Here is a 26526-nt window from a genome sequence, read left to right on the forward strand (position 1 = left end):
GCCCGTCAGCCGCGCGAGGGCCAGGCTGCCGTGAAGTCCTTTTCCTCGCCCACGTAGCGTGCGCAGGCGTCGGTGAGGGCTTCGAGCAGGGTGAGCGGGTCCGGCAGCGGGTGTTCGAGGCCGCGCAGCCAGTCGACGGTCAGGTCACCGGGGAGCCGGGCGGGCGGCACGGGCACGTACGAGCCGCGGCAGTGCCAGCGCAGGCCGGGGTGCTCGTCCATCGTCTCGGGGTGGCAGTCCAGCTCGCAGGGCCACCACTCGTCCTCGTCCTCGGGGGTGCCGCGGGTGGCGGTGAAGAAGAGCATGCGGTCGCCGCCGGACTCGGCGACGGGGCCCACGTCGATGCCGGCCGCGAGAAGGTGTCCGAGGGCCTCCTTACCGGCCTCCAGCGGGACGTCGAGGACGTCGTGGACCATGCCGGTCGCGGTGATGAAGTTGGCCTGCGGCTGATGCCGGGCCCAGCGCTCGATCTGGCTGCGGTCCGTCGTGGACTGCGTCTGCCAGGCGAACGAGACGGGGTGCCTGCCGGGCGTGGGACAGCCGATGCGGCTGCACGAACACCGGTAGTCGGTCGGGTACGCGGCGGGTGCGAGCGGCAGTCCCGCGTCCGCGGCGGCCAGGAGAAGGGCCTCGCGGCCGTCGTCGCCCTCGGCCTCCTTGGGGCGCCTGGCGCGCAGCCACTGGGAGATCCTGCCCTGTCCGCCGGACCGGCGGCCGTACTCCGCGCCCATCAATCCCCTCACCTCGCCGTAGTACCGAGAAGCATGTCCCATGGTCGCACCATCCTGCGCCGCGGGTGGCCACAGTCCACATCCGGGGTACCCGGGGCGATGCCGAGCGATACGAGGCGGGGAAGATAATCGGGTGTCATTACCGGCTTTACGCGGATTTGCCCGCCTACCGTGGTCGGCATGGTCACACGGACTGCGCTGACGGGCCTCGGCGGGCTCCTGGTTCTCGCCCCGCTGACCCTCTCCCCCGTCGAGTGGGGCGCCGGCCCCCTGACCTTCGACAGCCTCCCCCGCATCGTCTACACGGCACACCGCGGCGGCGCCCTGGAAGTCCCGGAGAACAGCATGTCGGGCCTGACGGCCGCCTTTCGGCGCGGCACCGCGCAGGTACTCGACTTCGACACCCGAATGCTTCGCGACGGCACGATCGTGGTCCTGCACGACCCGACCCTGGACCGCACGACGAACGCGTCGGGCCCGGTGAAAAGGATCGACGCCCGGCAGTGGGCGCGCGTGCGGATGCGCCCGAAGGCCTCGCTGCCCGGCCACTGGCGCGCAGAGCCGCTGCCGACGGTCGCCGAGGTCCTCGACCGTCTCGGCGGCCGCACCGTGCTGATGCTGGAGGCGAAGGACCCTCGGAGCCTGGGCGGGATCGCCGCGATGATCCGGCGCCGGGGCCTTACCCGGTCGGTGTTCGTGAACTCCAACGACCCGGCCGTCGCCCTGCGCGCCCACGACATGGGCCTCACGTCGCAGCTGTGGCGCTCTCAGGTCCAGATGCGCACGGACCGCCCGGCGCGCTGGGCCCGGTTCGTCGACCTGCTCGACGTGGACTACAAGGCGCGCGACGCCGATCTCGTACGGGCCGTGCGGTCCGGGATCCCGCGGGTGTGGGCGCACACGGTGGACTCGCCGCGCCAGCGGGACCGCGTGCTGCGGCTCGGCTGCAACGGCGTGATCTCGGACGCGCCGGGCCTGCTGGCCCGCACCCCGTCGGCCGTGCGCGCGCGGGTCAGCGGGGGCTGAGCCCGTAGAGGGCGTACTCGACGAGGGTGTCGGCGTAGGCGTGGTTCAGGGGGCCCGTGCCCTGGAGCCAGCGCTGGGCGAGTGGAGCGGAGAACAGGTCACGGGCGATGTACGGGTCCACGTCGGCGCGGATCTGGCCGGCGTCCTGGGCGGCGCGCAGGCGGCGTACGTACAGCTCCAGCGAGGGCAGCAGGAGGCGGCCGACGAACTCCTCGCCGAAGGCCGGGTTGGCGACGCCCTCGGCGGCGAGGGCGCGGGCCGGGGCGTCGTAGCGGGGGTCGAGCAGCTCGTCGACGGTGGCGCGCAGGACCACCTTGAGGTCGGTCTCGATGTCGCCGGTGTCCGGGATGCCGTCCGCCTCCGCCCAGTCGCCCGCTCCGGCCGCCTCCGCCGCCTGGACGCCGAGGTCGATGAAGGCCTCCATGAGGACCTCCGCCTTGGAGGACCACCAGCGGTAGATCGTCTGCTTGCCGACGCCCGCGCGGGCGGCGATGCCCTCGATGGTCGTCTTGGGATAGCCGGTCTCGGCGACGAGAGTGAGGGCGGCGTCGTAGATCGCGCGGCGTGAACGCTCGCTGCGGCGGTGGGAGTCGGGAGCGGTCTTCTGGGCCATGGCTCGAATGTATCAGCGGGCGAGGCGAGACGTACCGTCTCTATTTCCTTGACTCCCCGCGCCCCTGGGGAGCGTGGGCACGTCAGGAGTGCGGGGAACTGCGCGAGCAGCCCACGACTGCCCGCAGCCCACCCCGAACACCGAGCGGCACCCCTACGGGGCCGGAGGCCAGGCGTCGCCCCAGTCGGCGTCGCGGGCCGCCCGGTACAGCGGCCCGTGCCGCTTCGTCACCGTTTCGCGGCCCAGCGCGCCCTCCGCCTCGCACAGGTCCAGGAGTACCTGGCCCTTGCGGATCTGGGGGCGACGGGTGATCCGGGCCGCGGGGCGCTCGGGGGCGAAACGGGTCGCGGCCACGTAGCTGAACTTCTCGTCCTCGTACGCGAGCGATCCGCCCTTGACCTGGCGGTGCAGCGACGACCGGCTGACCCGGGCCGAGAAGTGGCACCAGTCGGTGCCGGGCTCGATGGGGCAGGCCGCGCTGTGGGGGCAGGGCGCGGCGACGTGGAATCCGGCGTCGATCAGGCGCCGGCGTGCCTCGATGATCCGCTCGTAGCCGTCGGGGGTGCCGGGCTCGACGACGACCACGGCCCCGTCGGGGCTCGCGGCGGCGGCCGCGGCGTCGATCACGGAGCGGCGGTCGTCCGCGGTCAGTTCCTTGAGGACGTACGAGACCGTCACGAGATCGGTGCTCTCGATGGTGAGCGCCGCTCCGATACGGGAGCGCTGCCACCGCGCGGACCTCAACCGGTCGCAGGAACCGGCCAGTTCACGTCCGAGGGCGAGCGCGGGCTCGGCCCAGTCGAGGACGGTGACCGGGCGCTCACCGGCCCAGGTGTCGGCGACGGCCCAGACCGCGGCGCCCGTCCCGCCGCCCACGTCGACCTGGCTCCCGGGCGCCCAGCCCTCGGGCGCCGCGTCGGCGAGCGCGCCGAGCGCCGAGCGGACCGCCTCGAAGGTGGCCGGCATCCGGTACGCGGCGTAGGCGGCGACGTCGGCGCGGTCCCGCAGGATCGGCGCGTCCGTCGGGGTGCTCCCCCGGTAGCTCGCGATCAGCCGTTCGACGGCGCGCGCCGCCTGCGTGGGCGGCAGCCCGTCGAGCAGCCCCGCGAGGGCCGCACGCAGGGTGTCGGCCGGGGAGGCGGGCGAGTAAGGGGTCAGAGCGGCGTTCACCCAGTGATTCTACGGTCGCGGCGGGAGCCGCCTACGCGCCCACGGCCCGCGCGAGACGCGTCGCCGCCGAGGCGCGCGGCCCGTTCTGCGGGGGCCTGCGGCGCGGGTGGACCGTGTTCGCGAGGAGGATCAGGAACGTGTCCGTGGCGCGGTCGAGGACGAGCGACGTGCCGGTGAAGCCGCAGTGTCCGGCCGCGCCGCGGCCCGCGAGCTCGCCCATGAACCAGGGCTGGTCGAGCTGGAAGCCGAGACCGGGCGCCGTCAGCATCAGCTCGACGTAGTCGGGGCCGAGGATGCGGGCGGTGCCGTACGAGCCGCCGTTGAGCAGAGTGCGGCACAGGACCGCGAGGTCGTACGCCGTGGAGAAGAGGCCCGCGTGACCGGCGACGCCGCCCAGCGCCCAGGCGTTCTCGTCGTGGACGATGCCGCGCAGCAGGCCCCGGTCGGCCTTGGCCCAGGGGCGGCGCTGGTCCTCGGTGGCGGCGGCGCCGGGGTGCGGGCCGAAGCCCGTCGCCGTCATGCCGAGGGGCCGGGTGATGCCGTCGCGCACGAGGACGTCGAGGGGGCGCTGGGCGATGCGCTCCAGGACCTGCTGGAGCAGCAGCATGTTGAGGTCGGAGTACAGGTGGGCGCCGGGCGGGGACGACGGGGCCTCGGTGCGCAGGGCCGTCAGGCGGGCCGCGTCGTCCGGGCAGTCGTAGAGCGGGAGTTCGGGGCGCAGGCCCGAGGTGTGGGTGAGGAGCTGGCGGATCGTGACGTCGTGCTCGGCGGCGGCGGTGAACTCGGGGACGTAGGCGCCCACCCGCGCGTCGATGCCGAGGGTGCCGCGCTCCAGCTGCTGCACGGCGGCGACGGTGGTGAAGAGCTTGGTGAGGGAGGCGAGGTCGAAGGCCGTGTCGGGGCGCATGGGGACGCGCGACGCGGGCGGCAGCTCGACGCCCCGGTCGGCCGTCTCGTCGTAGGCGAGGTACCGCGTCGCCCAGCCCGCCGCCTCGTGCGCGGCGACGACCGGGCCGCGGCCCGCGAGGACGACGGCGCCCGCGCACCAGGGGCGCGCCCCGCGGGGCAGTTCGCGCACGTCCTGGACGAGGCGGCGCAGCCCGTCGGGGTCGAGCCCGGCGCGTTCGGGGGTGCCGGGGCGCAGTCTTGGGGTACTCAGTGCTCCGCCTCCCGCGTCGGCCCGGTCCCGCGCCGCCAGGGGCGGCACAGTCCCAAGAAGCATGCGACGGCCGCCAGGGCGCAGGCCAGCTGGACGACGGCCATCGGGACGGCGGTGCCCTCGCCCGCGATGCCCACGAGCGGTGAGGCGATGGCGCCGACCAGGAAGGAGGAGGTGCCGAGGAGCGCGGAGGCGGAGCCCGCGGCGTGCGGGGTGCGCATCAGGGCGAGGGCGTTGGTGTTGGGCATGGCGAGGCCCATCGCGGACATGAGGACGAACAGTCCCGCCGCGATCGGTACGAGTCCCACGTCGCCGAAGACGCCGGTCGCCATGAACAGGAGCGCGGCGGAGGCGAGCGCGATGGCGCAGAGGCCGACGGCGAGCGCCTTGTCGAGGCTGACGCGGCCGACGAGGAGCTTGCCGTTGATCTGGCCCACGGCGATCAGGCCGACGGAGTTGATGCCGAACAGGAGGCTGAAGGTCTGGGGCGAGGCGCCGTAGATCTCCTGGACCACGAACGGCGAGGCGCTGATGTAGGCGAAGAGGGCGGCGAAGACGAAGCCGCCCGCGATCATGTAGCCGGTGAAGACGCGGTCGGCGAGGAGGCCGCGCATGGTGCGCAGCGCCTCGGCCGTGCCGCCGCTGTGCCGCCGTTCGGGGGCGAGCGTCTCGGGCAGGCCCTTCCAGACGAGGGTGGTCAGCGCGATGCCGACGGCGGTGAGGACGACGAAGATGCCGCGCCAGTCCGTGATCCGCAGGACCTGGCCGCCGATGAGGGGCGCGACGATCGGGGCGACGCCGGAGATCAGCATGAGAGTGGAGAAGAAGCGCGCCATCTCGACGCCGTCGTACAGGTCGCGCACGACCGCCCGGGCGATCACGATGCCAGCGGCCCCGGCGAGGCCCTGCACCAGGCGGAATCCGATGAGGAGGGGGGCCGTGGGGGCGAGGGCGCAGACCGCGGTGGCGGCGATGTAGAGAAGGAGGCCGATGAGGAGGGGGCGCCTGCGGCCCCACTTGTCGCTCATCGGGCCGACCGCGAGCTGCCCGAGCGCCATGCCGGTGAGGCAGGCGGTGAGGGTGAGCTGGGCGGTGGCGGCCGAGGTGTGCAGCGCGCCGGTGACCTCCGGGAGTGCCGGAAGGTACATGTCCATGGACAGCGGCGGTACGGCGGTGAGTCCGCCGAGTACGAGGGTGACCAGGAAGCCGGTGCGGCGGCGGACAGTGAGCGTGGGGCCCGCGACGGGTGGCGCCTCGGGTATGCGCTGCGCTTCGCGCGCGGACGCGTGCTGGCGGCCGTGATCCGGCATGCGGTTCCCCTCCCGGTCGTTCATTCGATTACCTATGCTCTCAGCTCAGGTGCATGGGTTGAGACCACATTTCGTGACGTGCCGGCATGTGCAGTGGCCGGAACCTGGGAGGGGGCCTTCAGTGGTGGAACGTGAGCGTGTGCGGTGGGGCGTCCTGGCGACCGGGGGCATCGCCGCGTCCTTCACGGCGAACCTTCTCGACATGCCGGACGCGGAGGTCGTCGCCGTGGCGTCCCGCTCCGACGCCTCGGCGAAGGCGTTCGCCGAGCGGTTCGGGATCCCGCGGGCGTACGGGGACTGGTCCTCGCTCGCCGAGGACGAGGACGTGGATGTCGTGTACGTCGCGACCCCGCACTCGGCGCACCACGCGGCCGCCGGGCTGTGCCTGGAGGCGGGACGGGCGGTCCTGTGCGAGAAGGCGTTCACGCTGAACTCGCGCGAGGCGGAGGAGCTGGTGACGCTCGCCCGCAGCCGCGGCCTCTTCCTGATGGAGGCCATGTGGATGTACTGCCATCCGCTGATCAGGAAGCTGAAGGCGCTGGTCGAGGACGGTGCGGTCGGTGAAGTCCGGACGGTGCAGGCCGACTTCGGGCTCGCGGGCCCCGTCCCTCCGGCGCACCGGCTGCGCGATCCGGCGCAGGCAGGGGGCGCGCTGCTCGATCTCGGCGTGTACCCGGTGTCTTTCGCTCACCTGGTCCTCGGTGAGCCGTCGGAGGTCACTGCGAGAGCGGTGCTCTCGGACGAGGGCGTTGATCTCCGTACGGGGATGCTGCTCTCGTGGGAGAGCGGTGCTCACGCGCTGCTCAACTGCTCGATCGACGCGGGTACTCCGGTCACCGCGTCGATTACCGGCTCGCAGGGCCGTATCGACGTTCCGCACGGCTTCTTCTACCCGGACCGGTTCGTGCTGCACCGCGCCGGGCGGGAGCCGCAGGAGTTCACGGCGGAGGCGGGGGACGGGCCTCGCGACAGCTTCCGGCATGAGGCGGGTGAGGTGATGCACCGGCTGCGGGCCGGGGATACGGAGTCGCCGCTTGTGCCGCTTGCCGGTTCTTTGGCGGTGATGCGCACGCTGGACTCCGTCCGGGAGCGGATCGGGTTGCGGTATCCGTCGGAGGGGTAGCGGCATCCGGGCCGGCGCGTTGCGGTTTCGTCGCCGGGTGACGCCCGGTGGGGGCTTGTCGCGCCGTTCCCCGCGCCCCTGAAGACAGGTGCCTGCGCCCCTGAGAAGGCGACTCCCGGCGCGCCCGAAAGGCAGTCCCCGCGCGCGGTCCCACAGAAGGGATCCCCGCGCCCCCGAAAGAATCAGGGGCGCGGGGTGGCCGGCCCCCGTTATGCCGGGCGCAGGCCCTGGTTGCCCACCGTCGTGACGAACGACGCCGCCGTGGCGATCGGGGCCCCCGGCGTCGTTACCGCCGGGACCGTCTTGAAGTCGGCTCGGGCCTCGTGCTCGCCGAGCGCGACCGTCACATAGCCGCGGCGTCCGTTGTAGAACTTCAGGTGCGGGTTGGCCTGGGTGTACGTGCCCCAGTTCGCCGGCTTGTCCGCACCGTCCTTGCCGCTGCTGACGGACGTGGCGACGATCTCCGTGCCGAGGGTCTTCGACGACGGGTCGTCGAAGTTGTCCTTGATGTCGAAGGCGTAGCCGACGTGCACGTCGCCGGTGAGCACCATCAGGTTGTCGACGCGGGCCGCCCTGGCCCCGGCGAGGACCCGCTGACGCGAGGCGCGGTAGCCGTCCCACGCGTCCATGGACACCTTCGCGGCCGCGTTCAGGTCGAGCTTGCGCTGCGAGAAGGTGACCTGCTGCGGGACGACGTTCCACAGGGCGTCCGAGCGGCGCCAGCCGTCGATGAGCCACCGCTCCTGTGTGGCGCCGGTGATGGTGCGCGCCGGGTCGTCCGACTCGGGACCGGGGACGTGGGACCCGTCGCCGTACGCCTGGTTGGAGCGGTACTGACGGGTGTCGAGGATGTCGAACTGGGCCAGCTTGCCCCAGATCAGGCGCCGGTACATCTGGGCGTCGGGGCCCTGCGGGAGCTGCGGGCGGCGCAGGGGCTGGTTCTCCCAGTAGGCGCGGTACGCGGAGGCGCGGCGGAGCAGGAACTCGGCGGGCGGGCCGTCCTGTTCGTCGATGTCGTCCGCGTAGTTGTTCTCGGTCTCGTGGTCGTCCCAGGTGACGACGAAGGGGTGCGCGGCGTGCGCGGCCCGCAGGTCCGGGTCGGACTTGTAGAGCGCGTACCGCAGCCGGTAGTCCTCCAGCGTCACGGTCTCGCGGTTGAAGTGGGCGGGCAGTACAGCGCCGCCCGTGTAGGCGCGGGCGCCGCCGGCGGAGTTCACGGCGTACTCGTAGAGGTAGTCGCCGAGGTGGAAGACGACGTCCACGGAGGCGTCGGCGGCGAGGTGCTTGTAGGCCGTGAAGTAGCCGTCGTGGTAGGCCTGGCAGGAGACCGCGGCCAGGGTGAGGGCCGAGGTACGGGCCTGGGCGGAGGGCGCGGTGCGTGTCCGGCCGGTGCCGCTGACCCACGTGCCGGTGCGGAAGCGGTAGTAGTAGACGCTGCCCGGCGCGAGGTGTTCGACCTCGACGTGGACGGAGTGGTTGAACTCCGGGTGCGCGGTGGCCGTGCCGCGCCGCACGACGCGCCGGAAGCGCTCGTCGTGCGCGAGCTCCCACTCGACGGCTATGCGCTGGGCGGGCAGACCGCTGTCCGCCTCGTACGGGGACGGGGCCAGGCGCGTCCACAGCAGGACGGAGCCGGGCAGCGGGTCGCCGGACGCCACGCCGAGCGTGAACGGGTCGGCGGTGATCTTCCGCGCGTCGAACTCGGCGGCGCCTGCGGTGCCCGCGGCCGGCAGGTTCGTGGCGAAGGCGAGCGCGGCGGCGGCGCCCGTAACGGTGAGGAAGCGGCGGCGGCCCAAGTGGCCCGCCGCGGCGCGCAGTTCGGGCGAGTGCTGGCTCGGATGGCGTCCTTCGGCTGTCATGTGGCCCTCCCCTGACGGTTGTTGTCAGAGGAAATTGGAGTGCCGGGGGACGACCGTGACCTGTCATGCGCACGGCCGCCACATGGCGGATGAGTGATCTCCGTATGACCCTCCTGCCGTACGCTCCGGGGCCATGAACGCTCAGAACAACGCCCCGGAACCGCACGAACCGACCGCCGTACCCACCGCCGTGGTGACCGGCGCGGGCTCCGGCATCGGCCGGGCTGTCGCCGTCGAACTGCTGCGCGCGGGCTGGCAGGTGGCGCTCGCGGGCCGCCGCACCGAGACCCTCGACGCGACGGCGGCCCTCGCCCCCGAGGCCGCGGTCAGGTCGCTCTCCGTACGGACCGACGTCTCCAGGCCCGACGACGTGGCCGCGCTCTTCGCCGCCGCACGCGACCGGTTCGGCCGCCTCGACCTGCTCTTCAACAACGCGGGCACGTTCGGGCCCGCGGTCCCGGTCGAGGACCTGGAGTACGACGCCTGGCGCCATGTCGTCGACACGAACCTCAACGGCGCCTTCCTGTGCGCCCAGGCGGCGTTCCGTCAGATGAAGGAGCAGGACCCGCAGGGCGGCCGGATCATCAACAACGGCTCCGTCTCGGCGCACACGCCGCGGCCGCGCTCGACCGCGTACACGACGACGAAGCACGCGCTGACCGGGCTGACGAAGTCACTGTCCCTGGACGGGCGTCCGTACCGGATCGCGTGCGGCCAGATCGACATCGGCAACGCGGCGACCGACATGACGGAGCGCATGCAGACCGGGATCCTCCAGGCGAACGGAACGCTGGCGCCGGAGCCGGTGATGGATGTCGCGGACGTGGCGCGCACGGTGCGGCACATGGCCGAGCTGCCCCTGGAGGCGAACGTGCAGTTCGCGACGGTCCTGGCGACCAACATGCCGTACGTCGGGCGCGGTTGAGAACTTAATCTCCACAAGCGGAATAGGACCTACCGCCCCAATTCAGGGCAGCCTCCGCCGCCCTGGCGGCCGGCGTCCTGTCGGTCTCCCTGCCCGCCGCGCCCCCGGCCTCCGCGGCCGCCCACCAGGGCGGTCTGCACCCGGGCTACCGAACCGCGCCTCATCAAGCCGAGCGCCACCCAGCTCGACTCCTGCTCGTGGGGCGACGGGCCCGGCGGGATCGGCTGCCACTGAGCCATTTCCGAGGGGGAAGTCGGGCAGCCCTTCCGCGGCCCGGGGGCAGGGGGACCTGTCGACGGGACCGCAGGAGAACCCGGGCCGCGCTACGCTCCCCCGTCATGAACACCAATGCCGACGTGCTGCGCTACACCGCCTTCACCACGGACCCCGAGGGCGGCAACCCCGCCGGGGTCGTGCTCGACGCACGTGCGCTCGACGACGAGCAGATGCTCGCCATCGCGGCGCGGCTCGGTTACAGCGAGACGGCGTTCCTGACACCGGCGCCCGCCGGCACCCCTGCGTCCGACGGCACCCCTGCGTCCGACGGCGCGCAGCGCTCGTACACCGTGCGCTACTTCAGTCCCAAGGCCGAGGTCCCGTTCTGCGGGCACGCCACGGTGGCGACGGGCGTGGCGCTCGGCGAGATCCACGGGCCAGGCGACTACGTCTTCGCGACGCAGGCCGGCGAGGTGCCGGTGGCGGTCACTCAGGGCGCCGACGGCACCCCGCGCGCGACGCTCACGAGCGTCGCGCCCCACATCACCGAGGTGGCGCCGGACGACCTGGCCGAGGCGCTCGCCGCGCTCGACTGGCCCGCCGCCGACCTCGACCCGGCGTTCCCGCCGCGCATCGCCTACGCGGGCAACCGCCACCTCGTCCTCGCGGCCGCCACCCGCGCGCGGCTCGCGGACCTCTCCTACGACTTCGCGCGCCTCGAGGCCCTGATGCACCGCCTCGACCTCACCACGGTCCAACTGGTCTGGCGCGCCTCGGAGTTCGTCTTCCACGCCCGCGACCCGTTCCCGGTCGGCGGCGTCGTGGAGGACCCGGCGACGGGCGCCGCCGCGGCAGCGTTCGGCGCGTACGCGCGCGCACTCGGACTCGTCCCCTCCGAGGCGGTCCTCACCCTTCACCAGGGCGAGGACATGGGCCGCCCGGGCGAGCTGACGGTGACCCTGCGCGAGGGCGACCCGCGAGTCCGGGTGAGCGGCGCGGCGGTACGGATGGCCGGCTGACCGGCCGACCGGCTGACCGGCTGACCGGCTGACCGGCTGACCGGCTGACCGGCTGACCGGCTGACCGGCTGACCGGCTGACCGGCTGACCGGGGAGTTACGCCTGGCCGGTCTCGAAGCGGGTCACCTTGCCGCCCGCCACGACGAACTGCCACTTCGTCCGCATCTCGCCCCAGGCGTCGTTGCGGTAGAGGGCCGTGAGGGCGAGGCCGCCCGAGGACTCCTTCTCGATCTCCATGTGCCCGTTGGAATCGAAGATCTCGCGGCCGGTCCACTCGTCGATGTCCCGGTCGGATCCGTCGTCGGACATCGTCGCGCCGGGCGCGAGGGCGGCGCGGAAGGCCTCCCGGTCGTGGGAGTTCACCGCGGTGACGAAGGCCCGGACGGCCGGGTCACTGAGCTTCGTTGTCTGGATGGCCATGACGTCGCTTCTCCTTCCGGCGCTACGGTGCCGGACCTTCCGGTCGTTCGTCGCCGGTTCGGGACCCCGGCCGCACAGGGCCCGGGCCCCCGGCCCAGACTCACACCGCGGCCCGGGACACGCCACCCGAACGGGCCCGCGCACCGGGTGCCGGGGACCGGCTTGCCGGACCGTAGGACCATGACCTGTCACAAGCCTTGTGTGGACCGCAAAGACCTGGGACTGCTCGTGCTGCGCGTGGGCACGGGCGGTGTGCTCGCCGCGCACGGAGCGCAGAAACTGCTCGGCTGGTTCGGCGGCGGTGGCCTGGGCGCCACCACCGCCGGGATGGAGGCCATGGGCTTCGCCCCGCCGAAGGCGAGCGCCCTGGCCGCCGGCGTCGGCGAGGCGGGCGGCGGCGTCCTGCTCGCCCTCGGCCTCGCCACGCCCGTCGGCGGGGCCGCCGCCGCGGGCACGATGGCCGGTGCGACCGCGGTGCACGCGCCCCACGGCTTCTTCGCCCAGGGCGGCGGCTACGAATACCCGGCGTTCCTCGGCTTCGTCGCGGCCGGACTCGCGGTGACCGGCGCGGGCCGCTACTCCCTCGACCATGCGCTCGGCCACGTCCTGGACCGGCACTGGATGGTCCCGGCCGCCCTCGTGGGCAGTGCCGCCGCGGCGCTCGCGGTCGTGGCGTCGCGCAGAAAGCGGGTGGGCGGGCCGGGTCCGCAGCCGGGTCCGGGGGAGTATTCCCCGGACGACACGGACGAGTAGCCCGTCCGTGGCAGGCTGCGGGTATGTCCGACACCACGCGGCCCAGCGCCCGGCACGACCTCGCCCCGCCCACGTACGACAGCGTGTGGGAGACCGTCGACGGGCTGCATGCCTGGCTCGAATCGCACAACCGCCGCAGCGCGGACGAGGCCCTTCTGCTGCGGATGCTGAAGCTGTCGGAGGAGGTCGGCGAGGTCGCCCAGGCGGTCATCGGCGCGACGGGGCAGAACCCGCGCAAGGGCGAGAGCCACTCCTGGCAGGACGTCGAGTCGGAGCTCTGCGACGTGGTGGTGACGGCCCTGGTCGCCCTGCGCACCCTGACCCCGAACGCCCCGGAGGTGCTCGCGACGCATCTGCGCCGGGTGGCGCAGAGGTCGCTCGCCTCGTGATCGTCTGGCTGAACGGCAGCAGATCGCCGAGCACGCGGGCCGGGGCTGAATCCCCCGTGCTCAGCGGCCGAGCAGCCCCAACTCCCTGAGCAGTGGCATCACTTGACGGCGTACCGCCGGGGCGAGGAGGACGCCCGGGGTGTCCTCGCCGTCCGTCCAGCGCATCCCGGCGAGTTCGGCGGCGGGTTCGGGGCGGCGGTCGAGCGTGGCCGCGTACACCGTCATCCACATCGGCGCCCCTTCGAGCGCGGCGACGTCCTCGACCTCGGTGAGCAGTGCGAGGCCGTACGGGACGACGCCGAGCTCCTCGTCCAGCTCCCTCAGCAGCGTCCGCTCGGGGCTTTCCCCCGGCGCCGGTTTCCCGCCCGGCAGGTAGAACACCTCGGGAGCTGCCTTCTTGCTGACCACGAGCAGCCGCCCGTTCTCTATGACTGCGGCGGCCACGACGGTGATCACGGACTGCTCGGTCTCTTGCTGCGCCGTGCCGTGATTGTGCCGCAGGCGCGGAGTTAGGCTCGGTAGGGATCTCGGTCCGGACGGCCGGGATCGCGGAGCAGGCGGCCGGGGGCACCGATCACCGGCACGGAAACGGGGGTTCCGGCATGGGCAGGTTCGACGGCGGCACGGTCATCGCGGTCAGCAGCAACGCGACGTACTCCTTCACGAAGCCGAACCGGGAGAGCATCACGCTGCTCGCCGGGCTCGGCGTGGACGGCGACGTGCACGCGGGCGTCACGGTCAAGCACCGCTCGCGCGTCGCGAAGGACCCGACGCAGCCGAACCTGCGGCAGGTCCACCTCATGCACGAGGAGCTGTTCGCCGAGGTCGCCGAGCTGGGCCACGACGTCGCTCCGGGCGACCTCGGGGAGAACGTCACGACTACCGGCATCGACCTGCTCGCGCTGCCCGCCGGCACGCTCCTGCAGCTGGGCGAGGGCGGCGCGGTCGTCGAGGTCACGGGCCTGCGCAACCCGTGCCTGCAGATCGACCATTTCCAGGACGGGCTGCTCAAGCGGGTCGTCGGGCGCGACGAGGACGGGGCGATCGTCCGCAAGGGCGGGATCATGAGCGTGGTGCGGACCGGTGGCGTGGTGCGCCCCGGCGACGCGATCCGCGTGGCCTTGCCGGCCGAGCCGCACGTCGCGCTGGAAGCCGTCTGATGATGCCCCAGTCGGAGACCCCCCTCGTCGTCCCGTACGACGCGGCCTGGCCGGAGCGGGGCCGCGCGCTGTGCGCCGAGCTCGGCGCCGCGCTCGGCCCGGTGGCCCTGCGGGCGGAACACATCGGCAGCACGTCGATCCCGGGGATGGCGGCGAAGCCGGTCTACGACCTCCAGGTGAGCGTCGCCGGCCTGGACGAGGCGGAGGCCGCTTTCGCCGGCCCCCTTGCGGACCTCGGCTTCCGGCTCTCCCCCTACCGCCGGGACCACGTACCGGCGGGCCTGGACGACGTACCGTCCCGCTGGGCCAAGCGCTTCTGGTCCCGCCGCGGCACGGCCGCCGAGCCGGTCAACCTGCACGTGCGCCTAGCGGGCTCCCCCAACGAACGCCTGGCCCTGCTCTTCCGCGACTGGTTCCGCAGCCACCCGGAGGCGGTCCCGGCCTACGCCCACTTCAAGTACGCCCTCGCCTCCCGGGTCTCCGACACCGGCACCTACGCCGATGTGAAGGACCCGGTGGTCGACCTGGTGGTGGCGGTCGCGGAGACGTGGGCGGCCGGGACGGGGTGGACGCCGGAACCGCAGGACTGAGCGGCTCGGGCGGCCCCGGGCGGGACGTGGTGCGTCGCGGGGCCGACAGGCGCACCCTGGTAATAGCAGTCCCGGAGGTGATCGCGATGTCGGCACAGACCGCTGTCGGATGGCATGTAGAGCTGGAATTCGAGGAAGACACACATCGCACGCGTGCCGCCGCGCTCGTCCGGCTCCCCGACGGGAGCGAGGTACGGGCCCATGGCTACGCGAGCCGCCACCCCTCCGACGCGAACCAGCCGCGGGTCGGCGAAGAGGTCGCGGGAGCGAGGGCGCTCAACGAGCTGGCGATGAAGATGCTGACCAAGGCCCACGGCGAGATCGACGAGGCGTCGGGGCGTACGTCGCACCCGTTGCGCTGAGAGATCCGGGGAGCTGGGGTTCCGGAGGGCCAGGGGTCGCGTAAGTGCGTCCTCCGTCACCGCGCGCTTCCACGCGGTGACGGAGAGCTCAGGCCGAACCACTGACCTGCAACGGTGTGGACTCGATGGGCTCCTCCCCCTCCACAACTGCGGATACTGGACGGTAATGTCGCCACCCGCCGGACGGCACGAGAACCGGCGGGCGAGTGCGAAGGGGCTCTCATGGCGACGGACATGCCCGCGCAGACGCGAGCGGCCGACGACCGTTGGCAGCACATGTGGAGCCACCGCGAGCAACTGCTCAAGGTGGCCCGGCGCAGGTCGATGAGCCTGGAGGACGCCGAGGACGCGGTGCACGAGGCGATGCTGCGCGCCGCGGAGCGCCCTGATCTGGACGACGAGCGCCTCGGCGCCTGGCTGACGACCGTGACCATGCGGCTGTGCGTCGACCGGTACCGCCAGGTCAACCGCGAGGCCGAGGTGCACCGCAGCCCCACGCTCGCCGTGCCGGGCCCGGTGCCCGTCGAGGAAGCGGTGTGCGACCGGGACGAGGCCAGGTGGCTGGCCGTACGCAGCGGGGAGCTGCCCGCGCGCCAGGCCGAGGCACTCCGGCTGAAGTCCGAGGACCTCGATGTCGGCCAGGTCGCCGTACGCATGGGGCTGAGCTATCGCACCGTCGAGTCGCTGCTCGCCCGAGCTCGGCGCACCCTGCGCAACTCCCTGGCCGGAACGCTGGGCCTGGCTCTGTTCCTGTGGGGGCGCGGCAAGCTGCGTGCGGGCGGGCACGCGCAGGCCGTGGCGGTGACGTCGACGGCCGCGACGCTGGCGGTGGCGGGGTTCGTGCTGCTGCCGTACGTACACGACGGTGACGGGCAGGGCGGCGCGGCTTCCCGGCCCTCCGTGTCCCAGACGGACCGGGGGGCCACGGAGACCGTCCGGCCGGACGGCGTCGGCCGGCCGGTCACCCCGGACGACAGCCGTGATCCGCCGGCCGCCTCGCCGTCCCCGACGGCGACGCCTACGGTGTCACCCCGCGAGCAGGACCGGTCGCTGCTGCCGCTGTCGGTGCCGTCCCTGCCGGACGCCTCGCTGGCACCGGTACCGTCCGTCCCCCGTGTCCCACAAGTCCCCCAAGTCCCCGCTGTCCCGGCTGTCCCCGACGTGTCAGACCTGCCGCGCGTCCCCGCGCTCCCCCATGCACCCGCCGCCACGTCCACGGTCCCGACTCCGACGACCGCACTTCCGTAGAACCGTCGTCGCAGGACCCCCGAAAAAATCCGCTCCCGCCGCGACGGACGCCCCGCCCCTCCCCGTAGAGCAGATGTCGGGGGAGCTCCGCGGGTCGAAGGGTGGACCGGATGGGTGTCGAGATCTGTGTGGAAGGGCTGACCAAGTCCTTCGGTCACCAGGTCATCTGGCAGGACGTCTCGCTGACGCTGCCCGCCGGGGAGGTCTCGGTCATGCTCGGCCCCTCGGGCACGGGCAAGTCGGTGTTCCTCAAGACGCTCGTCGGGCTGCTGAAGCCTGAGCGGGGGTCTGTGAAGATCGCGGGCCGGGATGTCACGAAGCTGCGCGAGCACGATCTCTACGAGGTGCGGAAGTTGTTCGGCGTGCTGTTCCAGGACGGCGCGCTGTTCGGGTCGATGAGTCTGTACGACAACATCGCCTTCCCGCTGCGTGAGCACACCCGCAAGTCCGAGAGCCAGATCCGGCGGATCGTGCTGGAGAAGATGGACATGGTCGGCCTGATCGGCTCGGAGGAGAAGCTGCCCGGCGAGATCTCCGGCGGGATGCGCAAACGGGCCGGTCTCGCGCGGGCGTTGGTCCTCGATCCGGAGATCATCCTGTTCGACGAGCCGGACTCGGGCCTCGACCCGGTGCGCGTGGCGTACCTGAACCAGCTCATCGTCGACCTCAACGCGCAGATCAACGCCACCTTCCTGATCGTCACGCACGACATCGCCTCGGCCCGCCAGGTGCCCGACAACATCGGCCTGTTGTTCCGGCGCGAACTGGTCATGTTCGGGCCTCGCGAGAAGCTGCTCACCAGCGACGAGCCCGTCGTACGGCAGTTCCTGAACGGCCGCATGGAGGGGCCCATCGGGATGGCCGAGGAGAAGGACGCCGCCCAGGTGGAGCAGGAGCTGGCCCGGCTCGGCGCCGTGGACCGCAAGGCCCGCCACGTCGGCAACGACATGACGCCTCGCCTGCTGCCGGGCCCCGGCATCACCCGCCCGCCCCGCTGGGAGGCGATCGCGCGGCGCGAGGCCGAGCTGCACCGCAAGGAGGCGGCCGACGCATGAGCCTGTCACCGACCGGCGCGCTCCGGCAGTCGGGAAACCTCTTCGCGATGGCGCTGGACGTCCTGCGGACCGTTCCCCGACGTCCTTTCCAGGCGAGGGAGTTCATCCAGCAGGCGTGGTTCGTCGCGAGCGTCACGATCCTGCCGACGGCGCTGGTGTCCATCCCGTTCGGCGCGGTCATCGCGCTGCAGATCGGCAGCCTGACCCGGCAGCTCGGTGCCCAGTCCTTCTCCGGGGCCGCCTCGGTCCTCGCCGTCCTGCGGGAGGCCTCGCCGATCGTCACCGCGCTGCTGATCGCGGGCGCCGGCGGCACGGCGATCTGCGCGGACCTCGGGGCACGGAAGATCCGCGAGGAGATCGACGCGATGCAGGTCCTCGGCATCGACCCCATCCACCGCCTTGTGGTCCCGCGCGTGCTGGCCTCGATGCTGGTGGCGGTGCTGCTCAACGGTCTGGTGTCGGTGGTCGGTGTCGCGGGCGGCTACTTCTTCAACGTCGTGCTGCAGAACGGCACTCCGGGCGCCTATCTCGCCTCCTTCACCACGCTCGCCCAGCTCTCCGACCTGTGGGCGGCGGAGATCAAGGCGCTGGTGTTCGGCGCGATCGCCGCGATCGTCGCCTCGTACAAGGGACTGACCGCGAAGGGCGGCCCGAAGGGTGTGGGCGACGCGGTGAACCAGTCGGTGGTGATCACCTTCATGTTGCTGTTCGTGACGAACTTCGTGATGACCGCCGTGTACTTCCAAATCGTTCCGCAGAGGGGCTGAGGCATGGCGCTGCTGAAGAGTCTGGAGGAGCTGGGCAGTCAACTCTCCTTCTACGGCCGTTCGCTGGCGTGGACGGGCCGTACGCTGCGCCGCTACAAGAAGGAGATCCTGCGGCTGCTCGCCGAGGTGAGCTTCGGGCGCGGAGCCCTCGCCGTCGTGGGCGGCACGGTCGGCGTGATCGCCTTTCTGTCGTTCTTCACGGGCACGGAGGTGGGCCTGCAGGGGTACGCCGCGCTGAACCAGCTCGGCACGTCCAACTTCGTGGCGTTCCTGTCGGCGTACTTCAACACCCGGGAGATCGCCCCGCTGGTGGCCGGGCTCGCGCTGTCCGCGACGGTCGGCGCCGGGTTCACCGCCCAGCTCGGCGCGATGCGGATCAGCGAGGAGACGGACGCCCTCGAAGTCATGGGCGTGCCCTCGCTGCCGTTCCTGGTGACCACCCGGATGATCGCCGGTTTCGTCGCGGTGATCCCGCTGTACGTGGTCGGGCTGCTGTCCTCGTACTTCGCGGCCCGCACCATCACCACCGGCTACTACGGGCAGTCGGCGGGCACGTACGACCACTACTTCCAGCAGTACCTGCCGCCGGTCGACGTGCTGTGGTCCTTCGGGAAGGTGCTGGTCTTCGCCGTCCTGATCATCCTGGTGCACTGCTTCTACGGCTACTACGCGAGCGGCGGCCCGGCGGGCGTCGGCGTCGCCGTGGGCCGCGCCGTGCGTACCTCGATCGTCGCGATCAACGTCCTCGACTTCTTCCTGTCGCTCGCGATCTGGGGCGCCAACACCACTGTGCGGATTGCCGGGTGAGCCGTATGAGAGTGCTGAGACTGCGGTTGTACGGCGTCGTGTTCCTCGCCGTGCTCGCGCTGCTGCTGTCCCTGTCCGTCGCCGCGTACCAGCAGGTGTTCACCTCGGTCGTACGGATCACGCTGGAGGCCGACAGCCTCGGCAACCAGCTCGATCCGCGCGCCGACGTCAAGCTGCGCGGGCTGCTGGTCGGTGAGGTGCGCGCGGTGCGCGCGGACGGGACGAAGGCGACGCTCGACCTCGCGCTGAAGCCGGAGTACGTCGCGTCCATCCCGTCCGACGTGCACGCGCGACTGCTGCCCAAGACGCTGTTCGGCGAGAAGTACGTCGACCTGGTCGCGCCCGCGCGGCCCTCGGCCCGGCCCATCCGTGCCGGGGATGTCATCACCCAGGACCGCACGCGCGTCGGCATCGAGCTCCAGCAGCTGATGAACGACCTGCTGCCGCTGCTGCGGACCGTGCGGCCCGGCAAGCTCAACGCCACGCTCTCCGCGTTCGCCACCGCCCTCGAAGGGCGCGGCGACCGGATCGGCGACAACCTCACGCGCGTGGAGGACTATCTGCACCGGCTCAATCCCCATCTTCCTTCCCTCACCGAGGACTTCGCCCGCCTGGCCGACGTCGCCGAGGTGTACGGCGACGCGGCACCCGACCTGATGGGCATCCTGCGCAACACCGTCACCACCAGCCGCACCATCGTCGAGGAGCGGGACCGGCTCGCGGCCGCCCTCACCACGACGGCCACCGCCGCGGGCACCGCGGACGGCTTCCTCGACGCGAACGGCGACCGGCTGATCACCCTGGGCCGGGTCTCCCGCCCCACGCTCGGGGTCTTCGCCCGCTACTCCCCCGAGTACCCCTGCCTCCTCGCCGGCCTGGTGCGCGAGGAGCAGGCCTCCGAACAGGCCTTCAAGGGCGGAAAGATGCACATCACGCTCGAAGTCGTCCGCCAGCAGGGCGCGTACGAGCCCGGCGAGTATCCCCGCTACGCCGACAGGTCCGGGCCCAACTGCCGTGACCTGCCCCATCCTCCGGTGCCCGCACCCGGGGTCCACCTCAACGACGGTTCGAAGAAGGGGAGTCCATCCGGGCCGGCCGACGTGTCCGCCACCCGGGCCGAGCAGCGTGCCGTCGGCTCGCTCGTGGCGCCGGTCCTGGGCGTGCCCGCCGACGAGGTGCCGCCGGTCGCGACCCTGCTGTTCGGGCCGATGGCGCGCGGGACGGCGGTGAGCGTCGCATGAGGACGTCGGGAGCCAGGCAGGCCGCCGCGCCGCTGATCAAGTTCAGCCTCTTCGCGCTGGTGACGATCGTGGCGACGGCCCTGCTCGCCGCCACCATCGTCAACATCTCCTTCACCCCCGAGCACACGTACCGTGCCGTGTTCAGCGACGTCACAGGCCTGGAGAAGGGCGACGACATCCGGGTGGCCGGCGTACGGGTCGGCCAGGTCGAGGACATCCGCATCAAGGACAGGACGCTGGCAGAGGTCACGTTCACCGTCGGCGCGGACCGTCCGCTGCTGCACAGCACGGGCGCGGTCGTCCGCTACCGGAACCTCGTCGGACAGCGCTATGTCGCCCTGACCGAGGGCGCGGGAGGCGCCACCCGGCTGAGGCCCGGCGCGACGATTCCTCTGTCGCGCACGCAGCCCGCGCTTGACCTCAACGCGCTGCTGAACGGCTTCAAGCCGCTGTTCGCCGCGCTCAGTCCCGATGACGTCAACCAGCTCGCCACCGAGATCATCCGGACCCTCCAGGGCGAGGGCGGCACGGTCAACAGCCTGCTCATGCACACGGCTTCGCTCACCACGACCCTGGCCGGCCGCGACAAGCTGATCGGCTCGGTGATCGACAACCTCAACACCGTGCTTGGGACGCTCGACAAGCGCGGCGCCCGCTTCTCCGGGCTCCTCAAGCAGTTGCGGCGCCTTGTCTCTGGACTTTCCGCCGACCGCAAGCCCATCGGGCAGTCGCTGGTGAGCATCGGCGACCTGACGGACGCCACCTCGGGGCTGCTCAAGGACGCGCGTCCGCCCCTGAAAGACGACATCGCCGAGCTGACCGGTCTCACCGGAACGCTGAACAAGAACGAGAACACCGTGGAGGGCGTCCTGAAGCGGCTGCCGAACAAACTCAACGCGCTGACGGGGACGGCGTCCTACGGCTCGTGGTTCAACTTCTACCTCTGCGACTTCGACGGCCGGATCGTGCTGCCGAAGACGAAGCAGGTGCTCGATCCCCGGCTGCACGTGGCGAGGGCGAGGTGCGGCGCGTGACCCGCAAGAACCGCCCGGAGCCGCTGGTGAAGGTCCGCATCGACCCGCCCAAGCTCCCGAACATACGGCTGCTGCCGCACCGGGCACCCCGCCCGCCCCGCCCGGAGCCGATGGTCAAGGTCCGCATCGACCCGCCCAAGCTCCCGAACATACGGCTCCTGCCGCACCGCGCACCCCGCCCGCCCCGCCCGGAGCCGATGGTCAAGGTCCGCATCGACCCGCCCAAGCTGCCCCGCATCCGCATACGCCGCCCGCGCCTGATCCCGTTCCGCGAGCGCAACCCTGTCGTCATCGGAGCCATCGGCCTCACCACCCTCGCGCTGCTGGCCGTGGCCGCGTTCAACGCGGACAGCCTGCCGCTGATCGGCGACGGTGAGACGTACAGCGCGGCCTTCTCGGAGGCGGGCGGCCTCAAGCCCGGCGACGAGGTACGGATCGCCGGCGTCAAGGTCGGCAAGGTCAAGGACGTCGATCTCGACGGTGATCACGTGAAGGTCACCTTCAAGGTCAAGGGCGATCCCGGGTTCGGCAGCGGGACCGGCGCCTCGATCCGGGTCAAGACGATCCTCGGCGCGAAGTACCTCGCGCTGCACCCCAAGGGGCCGGGGCAGTTGAAGCCCGGCAGTGAGATCCCGCTGAAGCGGACCGTCCCGGCGTACGATGTCGTGCAGGCGTTCAGCGATCTCACGACCACGACGGAGAAGGTCGACACCAACCGCCTCTCGACGGCCCTCGACACCCTCTCCAGCACCTTCAAGGACTCGCCCGCCGAGGTGCGCGCGTCCATCAAGGGCCTGTCGAGGATCTCCCGGACGGTCGCGTCGCGCGACAAGGCACTGGGCGAACTCCTCGACCATGCGAACGGGGTCACGGGCGTCCTGGCCCAGCACTCGAAGGACTTCTCCGCGCTGGTCAAGGACGGCGACAAGCTGTTCAAGGAGATCAGCAAGCGGCGCACGGCGATCCACAAACTGCTGAAGAGCTCCGTCGCGCTCGGTATCGAGCTCTCCGGCCTGGTCGACGACAACGCCAAGGAGATCGGGCCCGCGCTCAGGGGCCTGAACCGTGTGGTGCGGATGCTCGAACGGAATCAGGCGAGCCTCGACCGGAGCGTCAAGCTGCTCGCGCCCTACGTACGGGTCTTCGGCAACACTCTCGGCAACGGCCGGTGGTTCGACAGCTACGTCCAGAACCTGGTCGCCGCTCCTGTGGTGCCGCGCACGGGAGGCACACGGTGAAGAACCTCAGGAAGCGCGTGGCCATGGTCACCGCACTCGGCCTCGTCGCCGCGCTCACCTACGCGGTGTGGCCGCGCCCCGGGTCCGTGCACGTCACCGCGTACTTCCCGCGCACCGTCGGTATCTATCCCGGCTCGGATGTCCGTGTCCTCGGCGTCCGGATCGGCAGGGTCGACAAGATCACGCCGGAGGGCGGACGAGTACGGGTGGAGCTCACCTACGAGGAGGGCCGGAAAATTCCGGCGGACGCGCAGGCGGCGATCATCAACTCGTCGGTGGTCAGCGACCGTTATGTGCAGCTGCTGCCCGTGTACCGCAAGGGCGCGCTGCTGCGGGACGGTGACGTCATCCCCGAGACGCGGACGGCCGTACCGGTCGAACTGGACCGTGTCTTCGACAGCCTGCACACGACGGCCGACGCGCTCGGCCCCAAGGGCGCCAACAAGGACGGCTCGCTGTCGCGGCTGCTCGGGGTGAGCGCGGACAACCTCGACGGTCAGGGCGAGAACCTCCACCGGACGGTCGACGACCTCTCGCAGGCCGTCACCACGCTGTCCGACGGCCGCTCGGACCTCTTCGGCACGGTACGGAACCTGCAGGTGTTCACTGCGGCGCTGGCCGCCGACGACAAGAGCGTGCGCTCGTTCAACACCAGCCTCTCCGAGGTGGCCGGGCAGCTCGCGGGCGAGCGCGAGGATCTCGCGGCGGCGCTCAGGAACCTGGGCACCGCGCTCGGCGACGTGTCGGACTTCGTGAAGAAGAACAAGAAGTCGCTGACCTCGGACGTGAAGGGCCTGAGCAAGGTGACCCGGGTGCTCGTCACCCAACGGGCCGCGCTGGAGGAGCTGTTGGAGGTGGCCCCCACGGGTCTGTCGAACCTGAACAACGCCTACAACCCGTCCTCAGGCACTCTCGACACCCGCAACAACGCGCAGCAGGCCCAGGATCCGGCCTCGCTGCTGTGTTCCGTACTGAGGACGACCGGCGACGAAGGCGGCAAGAACCCGGACTGCAAGGAGCTGAAAAAGCTCTTCGACTCCCTGCCGAAGGTGCCCAAGGGCCCTGCAGTGACGGGAACGGTCGACCGGACGCTCGGCGGAATCCTGGGGGCGAGCGCATGAGCGCACTGCGACGTAGAGCCGGGGCGGTCGCATGGGCCGCGGTCGGTTCGCTGCTGCTGTCCGGCTGCGAGTTCAACGGCTGGTACGACGTCCAGCTGCCCGGCGGAGCCGCCGCTGACGGTCACGCGTACCACGTCACCGTCGAGTTCCGTGACGTCCTCGATCTGGTGCCTCAGTCGGCGGTGAAGGTCGACAACGTCACCGTGGGCGCGGTCGAGAAGGTGGAGCTGGACGGCTGGCACGCGCGCGTACGGCTGCGGGTCGCCGACTCGGTGAAGCTGCCGGCCAACGCGCTCGCCGAGCTGCGGCAGACGAGCATCCTCGGCGAGAAGTACGTCGCGCTGACCGCCCCGCCCGGCAGGGAACGGGTGGGCCGGCTCGGCGACGGCGACCGCATCCCGCTGTCCCGCAGCGGCCGCAACCCGGAGATCGAGGAGGTGCTGTCCGCGCTGTCCGCGCTGCTCAACGGCGGCGGAGTGGCCCAGCTCAAGACGATCACCGTGGAGCTGAACAAGGCCCTGGACGGCCGGGAGAACCGGGTCAGATCACTGCTCAAGGAGCTGAACACGTTCATCGGCGGCCTGGATGACCAGCGTGCGGACATCGTCCGCGCCCTCAAGGCCGTCGACCGGCTCGCGGGACGGCTCGGGAAGGAGAAGAAGACGATCGCCCGGGCCGTCGTCGCGATGCCGCCCGCCCTGAAGGTACTCGCCGACCAGCGGCGCGATCTGACGACGATGCTCACCGCCCTGTCGAAGCTGGGCAAGACGGGCACCAAGGTGGTCAACGCCTCGCACGACGACACGGTCGCGAACCTCGGACAGCTGCGGCCGATCCTGCGGCAGTTGAACAAGGCGGGCGACGACCTGCCCAACTCCCTTGAGCTGCTGACCACTTACCCGTTCCCCCGCAACGCGGTGGACGCCGTCAAGGGTGACTACGTCAACCTCCACCTCACCGCCGATCTCGACCTGAGAGACCTCTACGGCAATGTGACGGGCGGCTCCGGCAAGCCCGGCAAGGGGCACGGCGGTTCCCGGGATCCCAAGACCCCCGAACTGCCCGGTCTGCCGGATGTCCCCGATCTCCCGGACCTGCCGAGCGCCCCGGCCCCCACGCCGCTGCCGAGCTCACCGAGCCTGCCGTCGGCCCCGCCGGGCGGCGGCGGTCCGCTGTGCCCGCCGGTGTGCACCAGCAGCTACACCACCCCGGGCGAGCTGCCCGAGGGGATCGATCTCGCGCTCGCCGAGCTGATGCTGATGGGGGTGCAGCCGTGATCACACGTACGGTCAAGGCCCAGTTGCTCGCCTTCGCCACCGTCACCGCCGTCGGGGTGTCGTACGTCGGCGCCGAGTACACCGGCCTGGTGGACGGCGTCCTGAGCCGCGGCTACACCGTGCGGGCGGACTTCGCCGACTCCGGGGGCATCTTCCCCGGCGCCGAGGTCACCTACCGCGGGGTGCCGGTGGGCCGCGTCGGCTCGCTGCGGCTGACCGGCTCCGACGGGGTCTCGGTGGCCCTCGACATCAAGGACGGCGCGCCGCGCATCCCCGCGGACACCCTCGCCGTGGTCGCGAACCGGTCGGCGGTGGGCGAGCAGTACGTGGATCTGCAGCCGCGTACGTCGCACGGTCCGTATCTCCTCGCGGGCAGCTCCATCCCGCGCGGCAGCACGCGCGTGCCGCTGCCCACCACGGACCTCGTCCTCAGCCTGGACCGGCTGGTGAACTCGGTCGGCAAGGACGATCTGCGGGTCACCGTCGACGAGCTGGACAAGGCGTTCTCCGGCACCGGGCCGAACCTGAGCCGCCTGGTGGACTCGGGCAACGCGCTCGTGGGCTCGGCCTCCGAGTCGCTCCCCCAGACGATCTCGCTGATCGAGGACTCGCGGAAGGTCCTCAAGACGCAGGCCGACCAGGGCTCGTCCATCAAGTCGTTCGCACACGATCTGGCAGTCCTCAGCGCGCAGTTGAAGTCGAGCGACGGGGATCTGCGCAAGCTGATCGGCAACGCGACACCGGCCGCGCAGGAGGTCAACTCGCTGCTGAAGGCCACCGGGCCACGCCTTTCGGTGCTGCTCGCCAATCTGATCAGCGGCGGCCAGGTCACGCTGGCCCGCCTGCCCGGCGTGGAGCAGTCCCTGGTCACCTTCCCGGCCCTTGTCGCGGGCAGCTACACGGTCGTCCCGGGCGACGGCACCACCCACTTCGGCCTGGTGGTGAACGCCGACGACCCGCCGCCGTGCACCCAGGGCTACGGGACGGCGCGGCGCGATCCCTCGGACACCAGCAAGCGCGAGGCGAACACCGGCGCGCGCTGCACCGCCCCGCGCGGAAGCAAGACGTCGGTGCGGGGTGCGCAGAACGCCCCCGGCGCGCAGGCCACTTCGGGCGGCGCGAACCAGTCGGCGTACGTCACGCCGTACGACCCGGAGACCGGCACCGCGACCGGCCCGGACGGCCGGCCCGTCGAGATCGGCTCGACGGGCGGCCAGCAGAGCGTGTTCGGAAAGGGGTCGTGGCAATGGCTGCTCGTAGGACCGATGGCATGAGCGGGGCCGTGCGAAACGCCCTGTCGGGCAGGGCGTGGCCGGTGGCGCTCGCCGTGGCGACCGTCCTCACGACGGCGCTGACGATCTGGCTGGGCCTCGCGCTCTACGACCGGCACGAGACGGAGCAGCGGCGCCAGGACGTGCTGACCGCGGCCCGCCAGTCGGCGCTGAACTTCACGTCGCTCGACTACCGGCACTACGACCGGGACAGCGCGCACGTGCTGGCGGGCGCCACCGGCGACTTCAGGAAGCAGTTCGCCGCCCAGACCGAGCAGTTGACCAAGCTCGTCGCCGAGAACAGGTCCGTGTCCGAGGGGCAGGTCCTCGAAGCGGGCATCGTCCGCTCCGACGAGCGCTCGGCCCGCGTCCTGGTGGTCGCCGACAGCAAGGTGACCAATACCGCCGCACCCAAGGGCGAGGCGCGCACGTATCGACTGCAGCTCGACCTGGTGCAGCGCGGCGGCCGCTGGCTGACGTCCGACGTCGAGTTCGTCGGCTGACCGACCCCTCTCTGCACCCGTACCACCTCTCCACCCGTACCACCTCTCCACCCGTACCACCTCTCCACCCGTACCACCTCTCCACCCGTACCACCTCTCCACCCGTACCACCTCTCCACCCGTACCACCCTGAGGAGCA

Annotated in this window: 28 protein-coding genes; 20 read left to right on the top strand and 8 right to left on the bottom strand. The window is 71.7% G+C overall.

The window, feature by feature from the left end; translation table 11 throughout:
• Positions 1-5: 5 nt before the first annotated feature.
• Positions 6-731 (bottom strand): bifunctional DNA primase/polymerase, encoded by a 726-nt coding sequence (locus ACY0PA_RS14085; protein WP_473086315.1) that lies wholly within the window; start codon positions 729-731, stop codon positions 6-8.
• Positions 732-911: 180 nt separating this feature from the next.
• On the opposite strand from ACY0PA_RS14085, the gene ACY0PA_RS14090 reads away from it, so the two are divergent.
• On the top strand, positions 912-1757 hold the full coding sequence (locus ACY0PA_RS14090; RefSeq protein WP_473084942.1) for a glycerophosphodiester phosphodiesterase: 846 nt from the start codon (positions 912-914) through the stop codon (positions 1755-1757).
• Here the strand turns inward: ACY0PA_RS14090 and ACY0PA_RS14095 are convergent.
• The 4 genes from ACY0PA_RS14095 to ACY0PA_RS14110 all read right to left on the bottom strand — a co-directional run bounded on the left by ACY0PA_RS14095 (position 1744) and on the right by ACY0PA_RS14110 (position 6009).
• On the bottom strand, positions 1744-2370 hold the full coding sequence (locus ACY0PA_RS14095) for a TetR/AcrR family transcriptional regulator (RefSeq protein WP_473084943.1): 627 nt from the start codon (positions 2368-2370) through the stop codon (positions 1744-1746). The genes ACY0PA_RS14090 and ACY0PA_RS14095 overlap by 14 nt on opposite strands.
• 153 nt (positions 2371-2523) lie before the next feature.
• Positions 2524-3540 carry a small ribosomal subunit Rsm22 family protein gene (locus ACY0PA_RS14100; RefSeq protein WP_473084944.1) on the bottom strand — a complete coding sequence of 339 codons (1017 nt, stop codon included), beginning with the start codon at positions 3538-3540 and terminating at the stop codon, positions 2524-2526.
• 31 nt (positions 3541-3571) lie between these two features.
• Positions 3572-4762 (bottom strand): serine hydrolase domain-containing protein, encoded by a 1191-nt coding sequence (locus ACY0PA_RS14105; RefSeq protein WP_473084945.1) that lies wholly within the window; start codon positions 4760-4762, stop codon positions 3572-3574.
• Positions 4696-6009: a multidrug effflux MFS transporter gene (locus tag ACY0PA_RS14110; protein WP_473084946.1), complete on the bottom strand. Its 1314-nt coding sequence runs from the start codon at positions 6007-6009 to the stop codon at positions 4696-4698. The genes ACY0PA_RS14105 and ACY0PA_RS14110 overlap by 67 nt, the downstream gene beginning before the upstream one ends.
• Before the next feature lie 124 nt (positions 6010-6133).
• Here ACY0PA_RS14110 and ACY0PA_RS14115 point away from each other — a divergent pair, with 124 nt between their 5' ends.
• Entirely contained in the window at positions 6134-7132 is a 999-nt protein-coding gene (locus ACY0PA_RS14115; protein ID WP_473084947.1) for a Gfo/Idh/MocA family protein, read from the top strand.
• A 209-nt stretch (positions 7133-7341) separates the two neighbouring features.
• Here ACY0PA_RS14115 and ACY0PA_RS14120 read toward each other — a convergent pair whose 3' ends face one another.
• A complete protein-coding gene (locus ACY0PA_RS14120) occupies positions 7342-8991 on the bottom strand; it encodes an alkaline phosphatase D family protein (protein ID WP_473084948.1) in 1650 nt (549 codons plus the stop codon).
• Between the two features lie 133 nt (positions 8992-9124).
• Between ACY0PA_RS14120 and ACY0PA_RS14125 the strand changes: the two genes are divergently transcribed.
• Together ACY0PA_RS14125 and ACY0PA_RS14130 are read left to right on the top strand one after the other, a co-directional pair.
• Positions 9125-9916 (top strand): SDR family oxidoreductase, encoded by a 792-nt coding sequence (locus tag ACY0PA_RS14125; protein ID WP_473084949.1) that lies wholly within the window; start codon positions 9125-9127, stop codon positions 9914-9916.
• A 338-nt stretch (positions 9917-10254) separates the two neighbouring features.
• On the top strand, positions 10255-11151 hold the full coding sequence (locus ACY0PA_RS14130; RefSeq protein ID WP_473084950.1) for a PhzF family phenazine biosynthesis protein: 897 nt from the start codon (positions 10255-10257) through the stop codon (positions 11149-11151).
• 96 nt (positions 11152-11247) lie between these two features.
• On the opposite strand, the gene ACY0PA_RS14135 is transcribed toward ACY0PA_RS14130, so the two are convergent.
• A complete protein-coding gene (locus ACY0PA_RS14135; RefSeq protein WP_399980334.1) occupies positions 11248-11571 on the bottom strand; it encodes a nuclear transport factor 2 family protein in 324 nt (107 codons plus the stop codon).
• Between the two features lie 180 nt (positions 11572-11751).
• On the opposite strand from ACY0PA_RS14135, the gene ACY0PA_RS14140 reads away from it, so the two are divergent.
• On the top strand, positions 11752-12324 hold the full coding sequence (locus ACY0PA_RS14140; protein ID WP_473084951.1) for a DoxX family protein: 573 nt from the start codon (positions 11752-11754) through the stop codon (positions 12322-12324).
• 23 nt (positions 12325-12347) lie between these two features.
• Positions 12348-12713, top strand: coding sequence for a MazG-like family protein (locus ACY0PA_RS14145; RefSeq protein WP_473084952.1), 366 nt, complete (start codon positions 12348-12350; stop codon positions 12711-12713).
• A 60-nt stretch (positions 12714-12773) separates the two neighbouring features.
• On the opposite strand, the gene ACY0PA_RS14150 is transcribed toward ACY0PA_RS14145, so the two are convergent.
• Positions 12774-13169 carry an NUDIX hydrolase gene (locus ACY0PA_RS14150; protein WP_473084953.1) on the bottom strand — a complete coding sequence of 132 codons (396 nt, stop codon included), beginning with the start codon at positions 13167-13169 and terminating at the stop codon, positions 12774-12776.
• Positions 13170-13315: 146 nt separating this feature from the next.
• Here ACY0PA_RS14150 and ACY0PA_RS14155 point away from each other — a divergent pair, with 146 nt between their 5' ends.
• From ACY0PA_RS14155 to ACY0PA_RS14220, 14 genes are all read left to right on the top strand, one after another.
• On the top strand, positions 13316-13873 hold the full coding sequence (locus ACY0PA_RS14155) for an MOSC domain-containing protein (protein WP_473084954.1): 558 nt from the start codon (positions 13316-13318) through the stop codon (positions 13871-13873).
• Positions 13873-14463 (top strand): GrpB family protein, encoded by a 591-nt coding sequence (locus ACY0PA_RS14160; RefSeq protein WP_473084955.1) that lies wholly within the window; start codon positions 13873-13875, stop codon positions 14461-14463. Before ACY0PA_RS14155 ends, ACY0PA_RS14160 begins: the two co-directional genes overlap by 1 nt.
• Before the next feature lie 86 nt (positions 14464-14549).
• The gene (locus tag ACY0PA_RS14165) at positions 14550-14825 is read left to right on the top strand and encodes a DUF1876 domain-containing protein (protein ID WP_473084956.1); all 276 of its coding nucleotides are present in this window, start codon (positions 14550-14552) and stop codon (positions 14823-14825) included.
• Positions 14826-15047: 222 nt separating this feature from the next.
• The gene (locus tag ACY0PA_RS14170) at positions 15048-16073 is read left to right on the top strand and encodes an RNA polymerase sigma factor (RefSeq protein WP_473084957.1); all 1026 of its coding nucleotides are present in this window, start codon (positions 15048-15050) and stop codon (positions 16071-16073) included.
• A 110-nt stretch (positions 16074-16183) separates the two neighbouring features.
• A complete protein-coding gene (locus tag ACY0PA_RS14175) occupies positions 16184-17128 on the top strand; it encodes an ABC transporter ATP-binding protein (protein WP_266564849.1) in 945 nt (314 codons plus the stop codon).
• Entirely contained in the window at positions 17125-17895 is a 771-nt protein-coding gene (locus ACY0PA_RS14180) for an MlaE family ABC transporter permease (RefSeq protein WP_473084958.1), read from the top strand. Before ACY0PA_RS14175 ends, ACY0PA_RS14180 begins: the two co-directional genes overlap by 4 nt.
• Before the next feature lie 3 nt (positions 17896-17898).
• A complete protein-coding gene (locus ACY0PA_RS14185; protein WP_355685501.1) occupies positions 17899-18702 on the top strand; it encodes an MlaE family ABC transporter permease in 804 nt (267 codons plus the stop codon).
• Between the two features lie 5 nt (positions 18703-18707).
• Complete coding sequence (locus ACY0PA_RS14190) at positions 18708-19943, top strand: MCE family protein (RefSeq protein ID WP_473084959.1); 1236 nt, start codon at positions 18708-18710, stop codon at positions 19941-19943.
• The gene (locus ACY0PA_RS14195; protein WP_473084960.1) at positions 19940-20977 is read left to right on the top strand and encodes an MCE family protein; all 1038 of its coding nucleotides are present in this window, start codon (positions 19940-19942) and stop codon (positions 20975-20977) included. The genes ACY0PA_RS14190 and ACY0PA_RS14195 overlap by 4 nt, the downstream gene beginning before the upstream one ends.
• 257 nt (positions 20978-21234) lie before the next feature.
• Positions 21235-22215 (top strand): MCE family protein, encoded by a 981-nt coding sequence (locus tag ACY0PA_RS14200; protein WP_473086316.1) that lies wholly within the window; start codon positions 21235-21237, stop codon positions 22213-22215.
• Positions 22216-22238: 23 nt separating this feature from the next.
• Positions 22239-23336, top strand: coding sequence for an MCE family protein (locus ACY0PA_RS14205; protein WP_473086317.1), 1098 nt, complete (start codon positions 22239-22241; stop codon positions 23334-23336).
• A complete protein-coding gene (locus ACY0PA_RS14210) occupies positions 23333-24613 on the top strand; it encodes an MCE family protein (protein WP_473084961.1) in 1281 nt (426 codons plus the stop codon). The genes ACY0PA_RS14205 and ACY0PA_RS14210 overlap by 4 nt, the downstream gene beginning before the upstream one ends.
• Positions 24610-25887, top strand: a complete 1278-nt coding sequence (locus ACY0PA_RS14215; RefSeq protein WP_473084962.1) for an MCE family protein — start codon at positions 24610-24612, stop codon at positions 25885-25887. Before ACY0PA_RS14210 ends, ACY0PA_RS14215 begins: the two co-directional genes overlap by 4 nt.
• Positions 25884-26387, top strand: coding sequence for a hypothetical protein (locus tag ACY0PA_RS14220; protein WP_473084963.1), 504 nt, complete (start codon positions 25884-25886; stop codon positions 26385-26387). Before ACY0PA_RS14215 ends, ACY0PA_RS14220 begins: the two co-directional genes overlap by 4 nt.
• Positions 26388-26526 lie beyond the last annotated feature (139 nt).

The sequence above is a fragment of the Streptomyces sp. DS1-CR2 genome, from assembly GCF_055760475.1.

Bases quoted from the DNA above. Each gene is read 5' to 3' on its own strand.
- ACY0PA_RS14085 (WP_473086315.1), bottom strand. From the start codon at position 731: ATGGGCGCGGAGTACGGCCGCCGGTCCGGCGGACAGGGCAGGATCTCC.
- ACY0PA_RS14090 (WP_473084942.1), top strand. From the start codon at position 912: ATGGTCACACGGACTGCGCTGACGGGCCTCGGCGGGCTCCTGGTTCTC.
- ACY0PA_RS14095 (WP_473084943.1), bottom strand. From the start codon at position 2,370: ATGGCCCAGAAGACCGCTCCCGACTCCCACCGCCGCAGCGAGCGTTCA.
- ACY0PA_RS14105 (WP_473084945.1), bottom strand. From the start codon at position 4,762: ATGCTTCTTGGGACTGTGCCGCCCCTGGCGGCGCGGGACCGGGCCGAC.
- ACY0PA_RS14110 (WP_473084946.1), bottom strand. From the start codon at position 6,009: ATGCCGGATCACGGCCGCCAGCACGCGTCCGCGCGCGAAGCGCAGCGC.
- ACY0PA_RS14120 (WP_473084948.1), bottom strand. From the start codon at position 8,991: ATGACAGCCGAAGGACGCCATCCGAGCCAGCACTCGCCCGAACTGCGC.
- ACY0PA_RS14125 (WP_473084949.1), top strand. From the start codon at position 9,125: ATGAACGCTCAGAACAACGCCCCGGAACCGCACGAACCGACCGCCGTA.
- ACY0PA_RS14130 (WP_473084950.1), top strand. From the start codon at position 10,255: ATGAACACCAATGCCGACGTGCTGCGCTACACCGCCTTCACCACGGAC.
- ACY0PA_RS14135 (WP_399980334.1), bottom strand. From the start codon at position 11,571: ATGGCCATCCAGACAACGAAGCTCAGTGACCCGGCCGTCCGGGCCTTC.
- ACY0PA_RS14140 (WP_473084951.1), top strand. From the start codon at position 11,752: ATGACCTGTCACAAGCCTTGTGTGGACCGCAAAGACCTGGGACTGCTC.
- ACY0PA_RS14145 (WP_473084952.1), top strand. From the start codon at position 12,348: ATGTCCGACACCACGCGGCCCAGCGCCCGGCACGACCTCGCCCCGCCC.
- ACY0PA_RS14155 (WP_473084954.1), top strand. From the start codon at position 13,316: ATGGGCAGGTTCGACGGCGGCACGGTCATCGCGGTCAGCAGCAACGCG.
- ACY0PA_RS14160 (WP_473084955.1), top strand. From the start codon at position 13,873: ATGATGCCCCAGTCGGAGACCCCCCTCGTCGTCCCGTACGACGCGGCC.
- ACY0PA_RS14165 (WP_473084956.1), top strand. From the start codon at position 14,550: ATGTCGGCACAGACCGCTGTCGGATGGCATGTAGAGCTGGAATTCGAG.
- ACY0PA_RS14170 (WP_473084957.1), top strand. From the start codon at position 15,048: ATGGCGACGGACATGCCCGCGCAGACGCGAGCGGCCGACGACCGTTGG.
- ACY0PA_RS14175 (WP_266564849.1), top strand. From the start codon at position 16,184: ATGGGTGTCGAGATCTGTGTGGAAGGGCTGACCAAGTCCTTCGGTCAC.
- ACY0PA_RS14180 (WP_473084958.1), top strand. From the start codon at position 17,125: ATGAGCCTGTCACCGACCGGCGCGCTCCGGCAGTCGGGAAACCTCTTC.
- ACY0PA_RS14185 (WP_355685501.1), top strand. From the start codon at position 17,899: ATGGCGCTGCTGAAGAGTCTGGAGGAGCTGGGCAGTCAACTCTCCTTC.
- ACY0PA_RS14190 (WP_473084959.1), top strand. From the start codon at position 18,708: ATGAGAGTGCTGAGACTGCGGTTGTACGGCGTCGTGTTCCTCGCCGTG.
- ACY0PA_RS14195 (WP_473084960.1), top strand. From the start codon at position 19,940: ATGAGGACGTCGGGAGCCAGGCAGGCCGCCGCGCCGCTGATCAAGTTC.
- ACY0PA_RS14205 (WP_473086317.1), top strand. From the start codon at position 22,239: ATGGTCACCGCACTCGGCCTCGTCGCCGCGCTCACCTACGCGGTGTGG.
- ACY0PA_RS14210 (WP_473084961.1), top strand. From the start codon at position 23,333: ATGAGCGCACTGCGACGTAGAGCCGGGGCGGTCGCATGGGCCGCGGTC.
- ACY0PA_RS14220 (WP_473084963.1), top strand. From the start codon at position 25,884: ATGAGCGGGGCCGTGCGAAACGCCCTGTCGGGCAGGGCGTGGCCGGTG.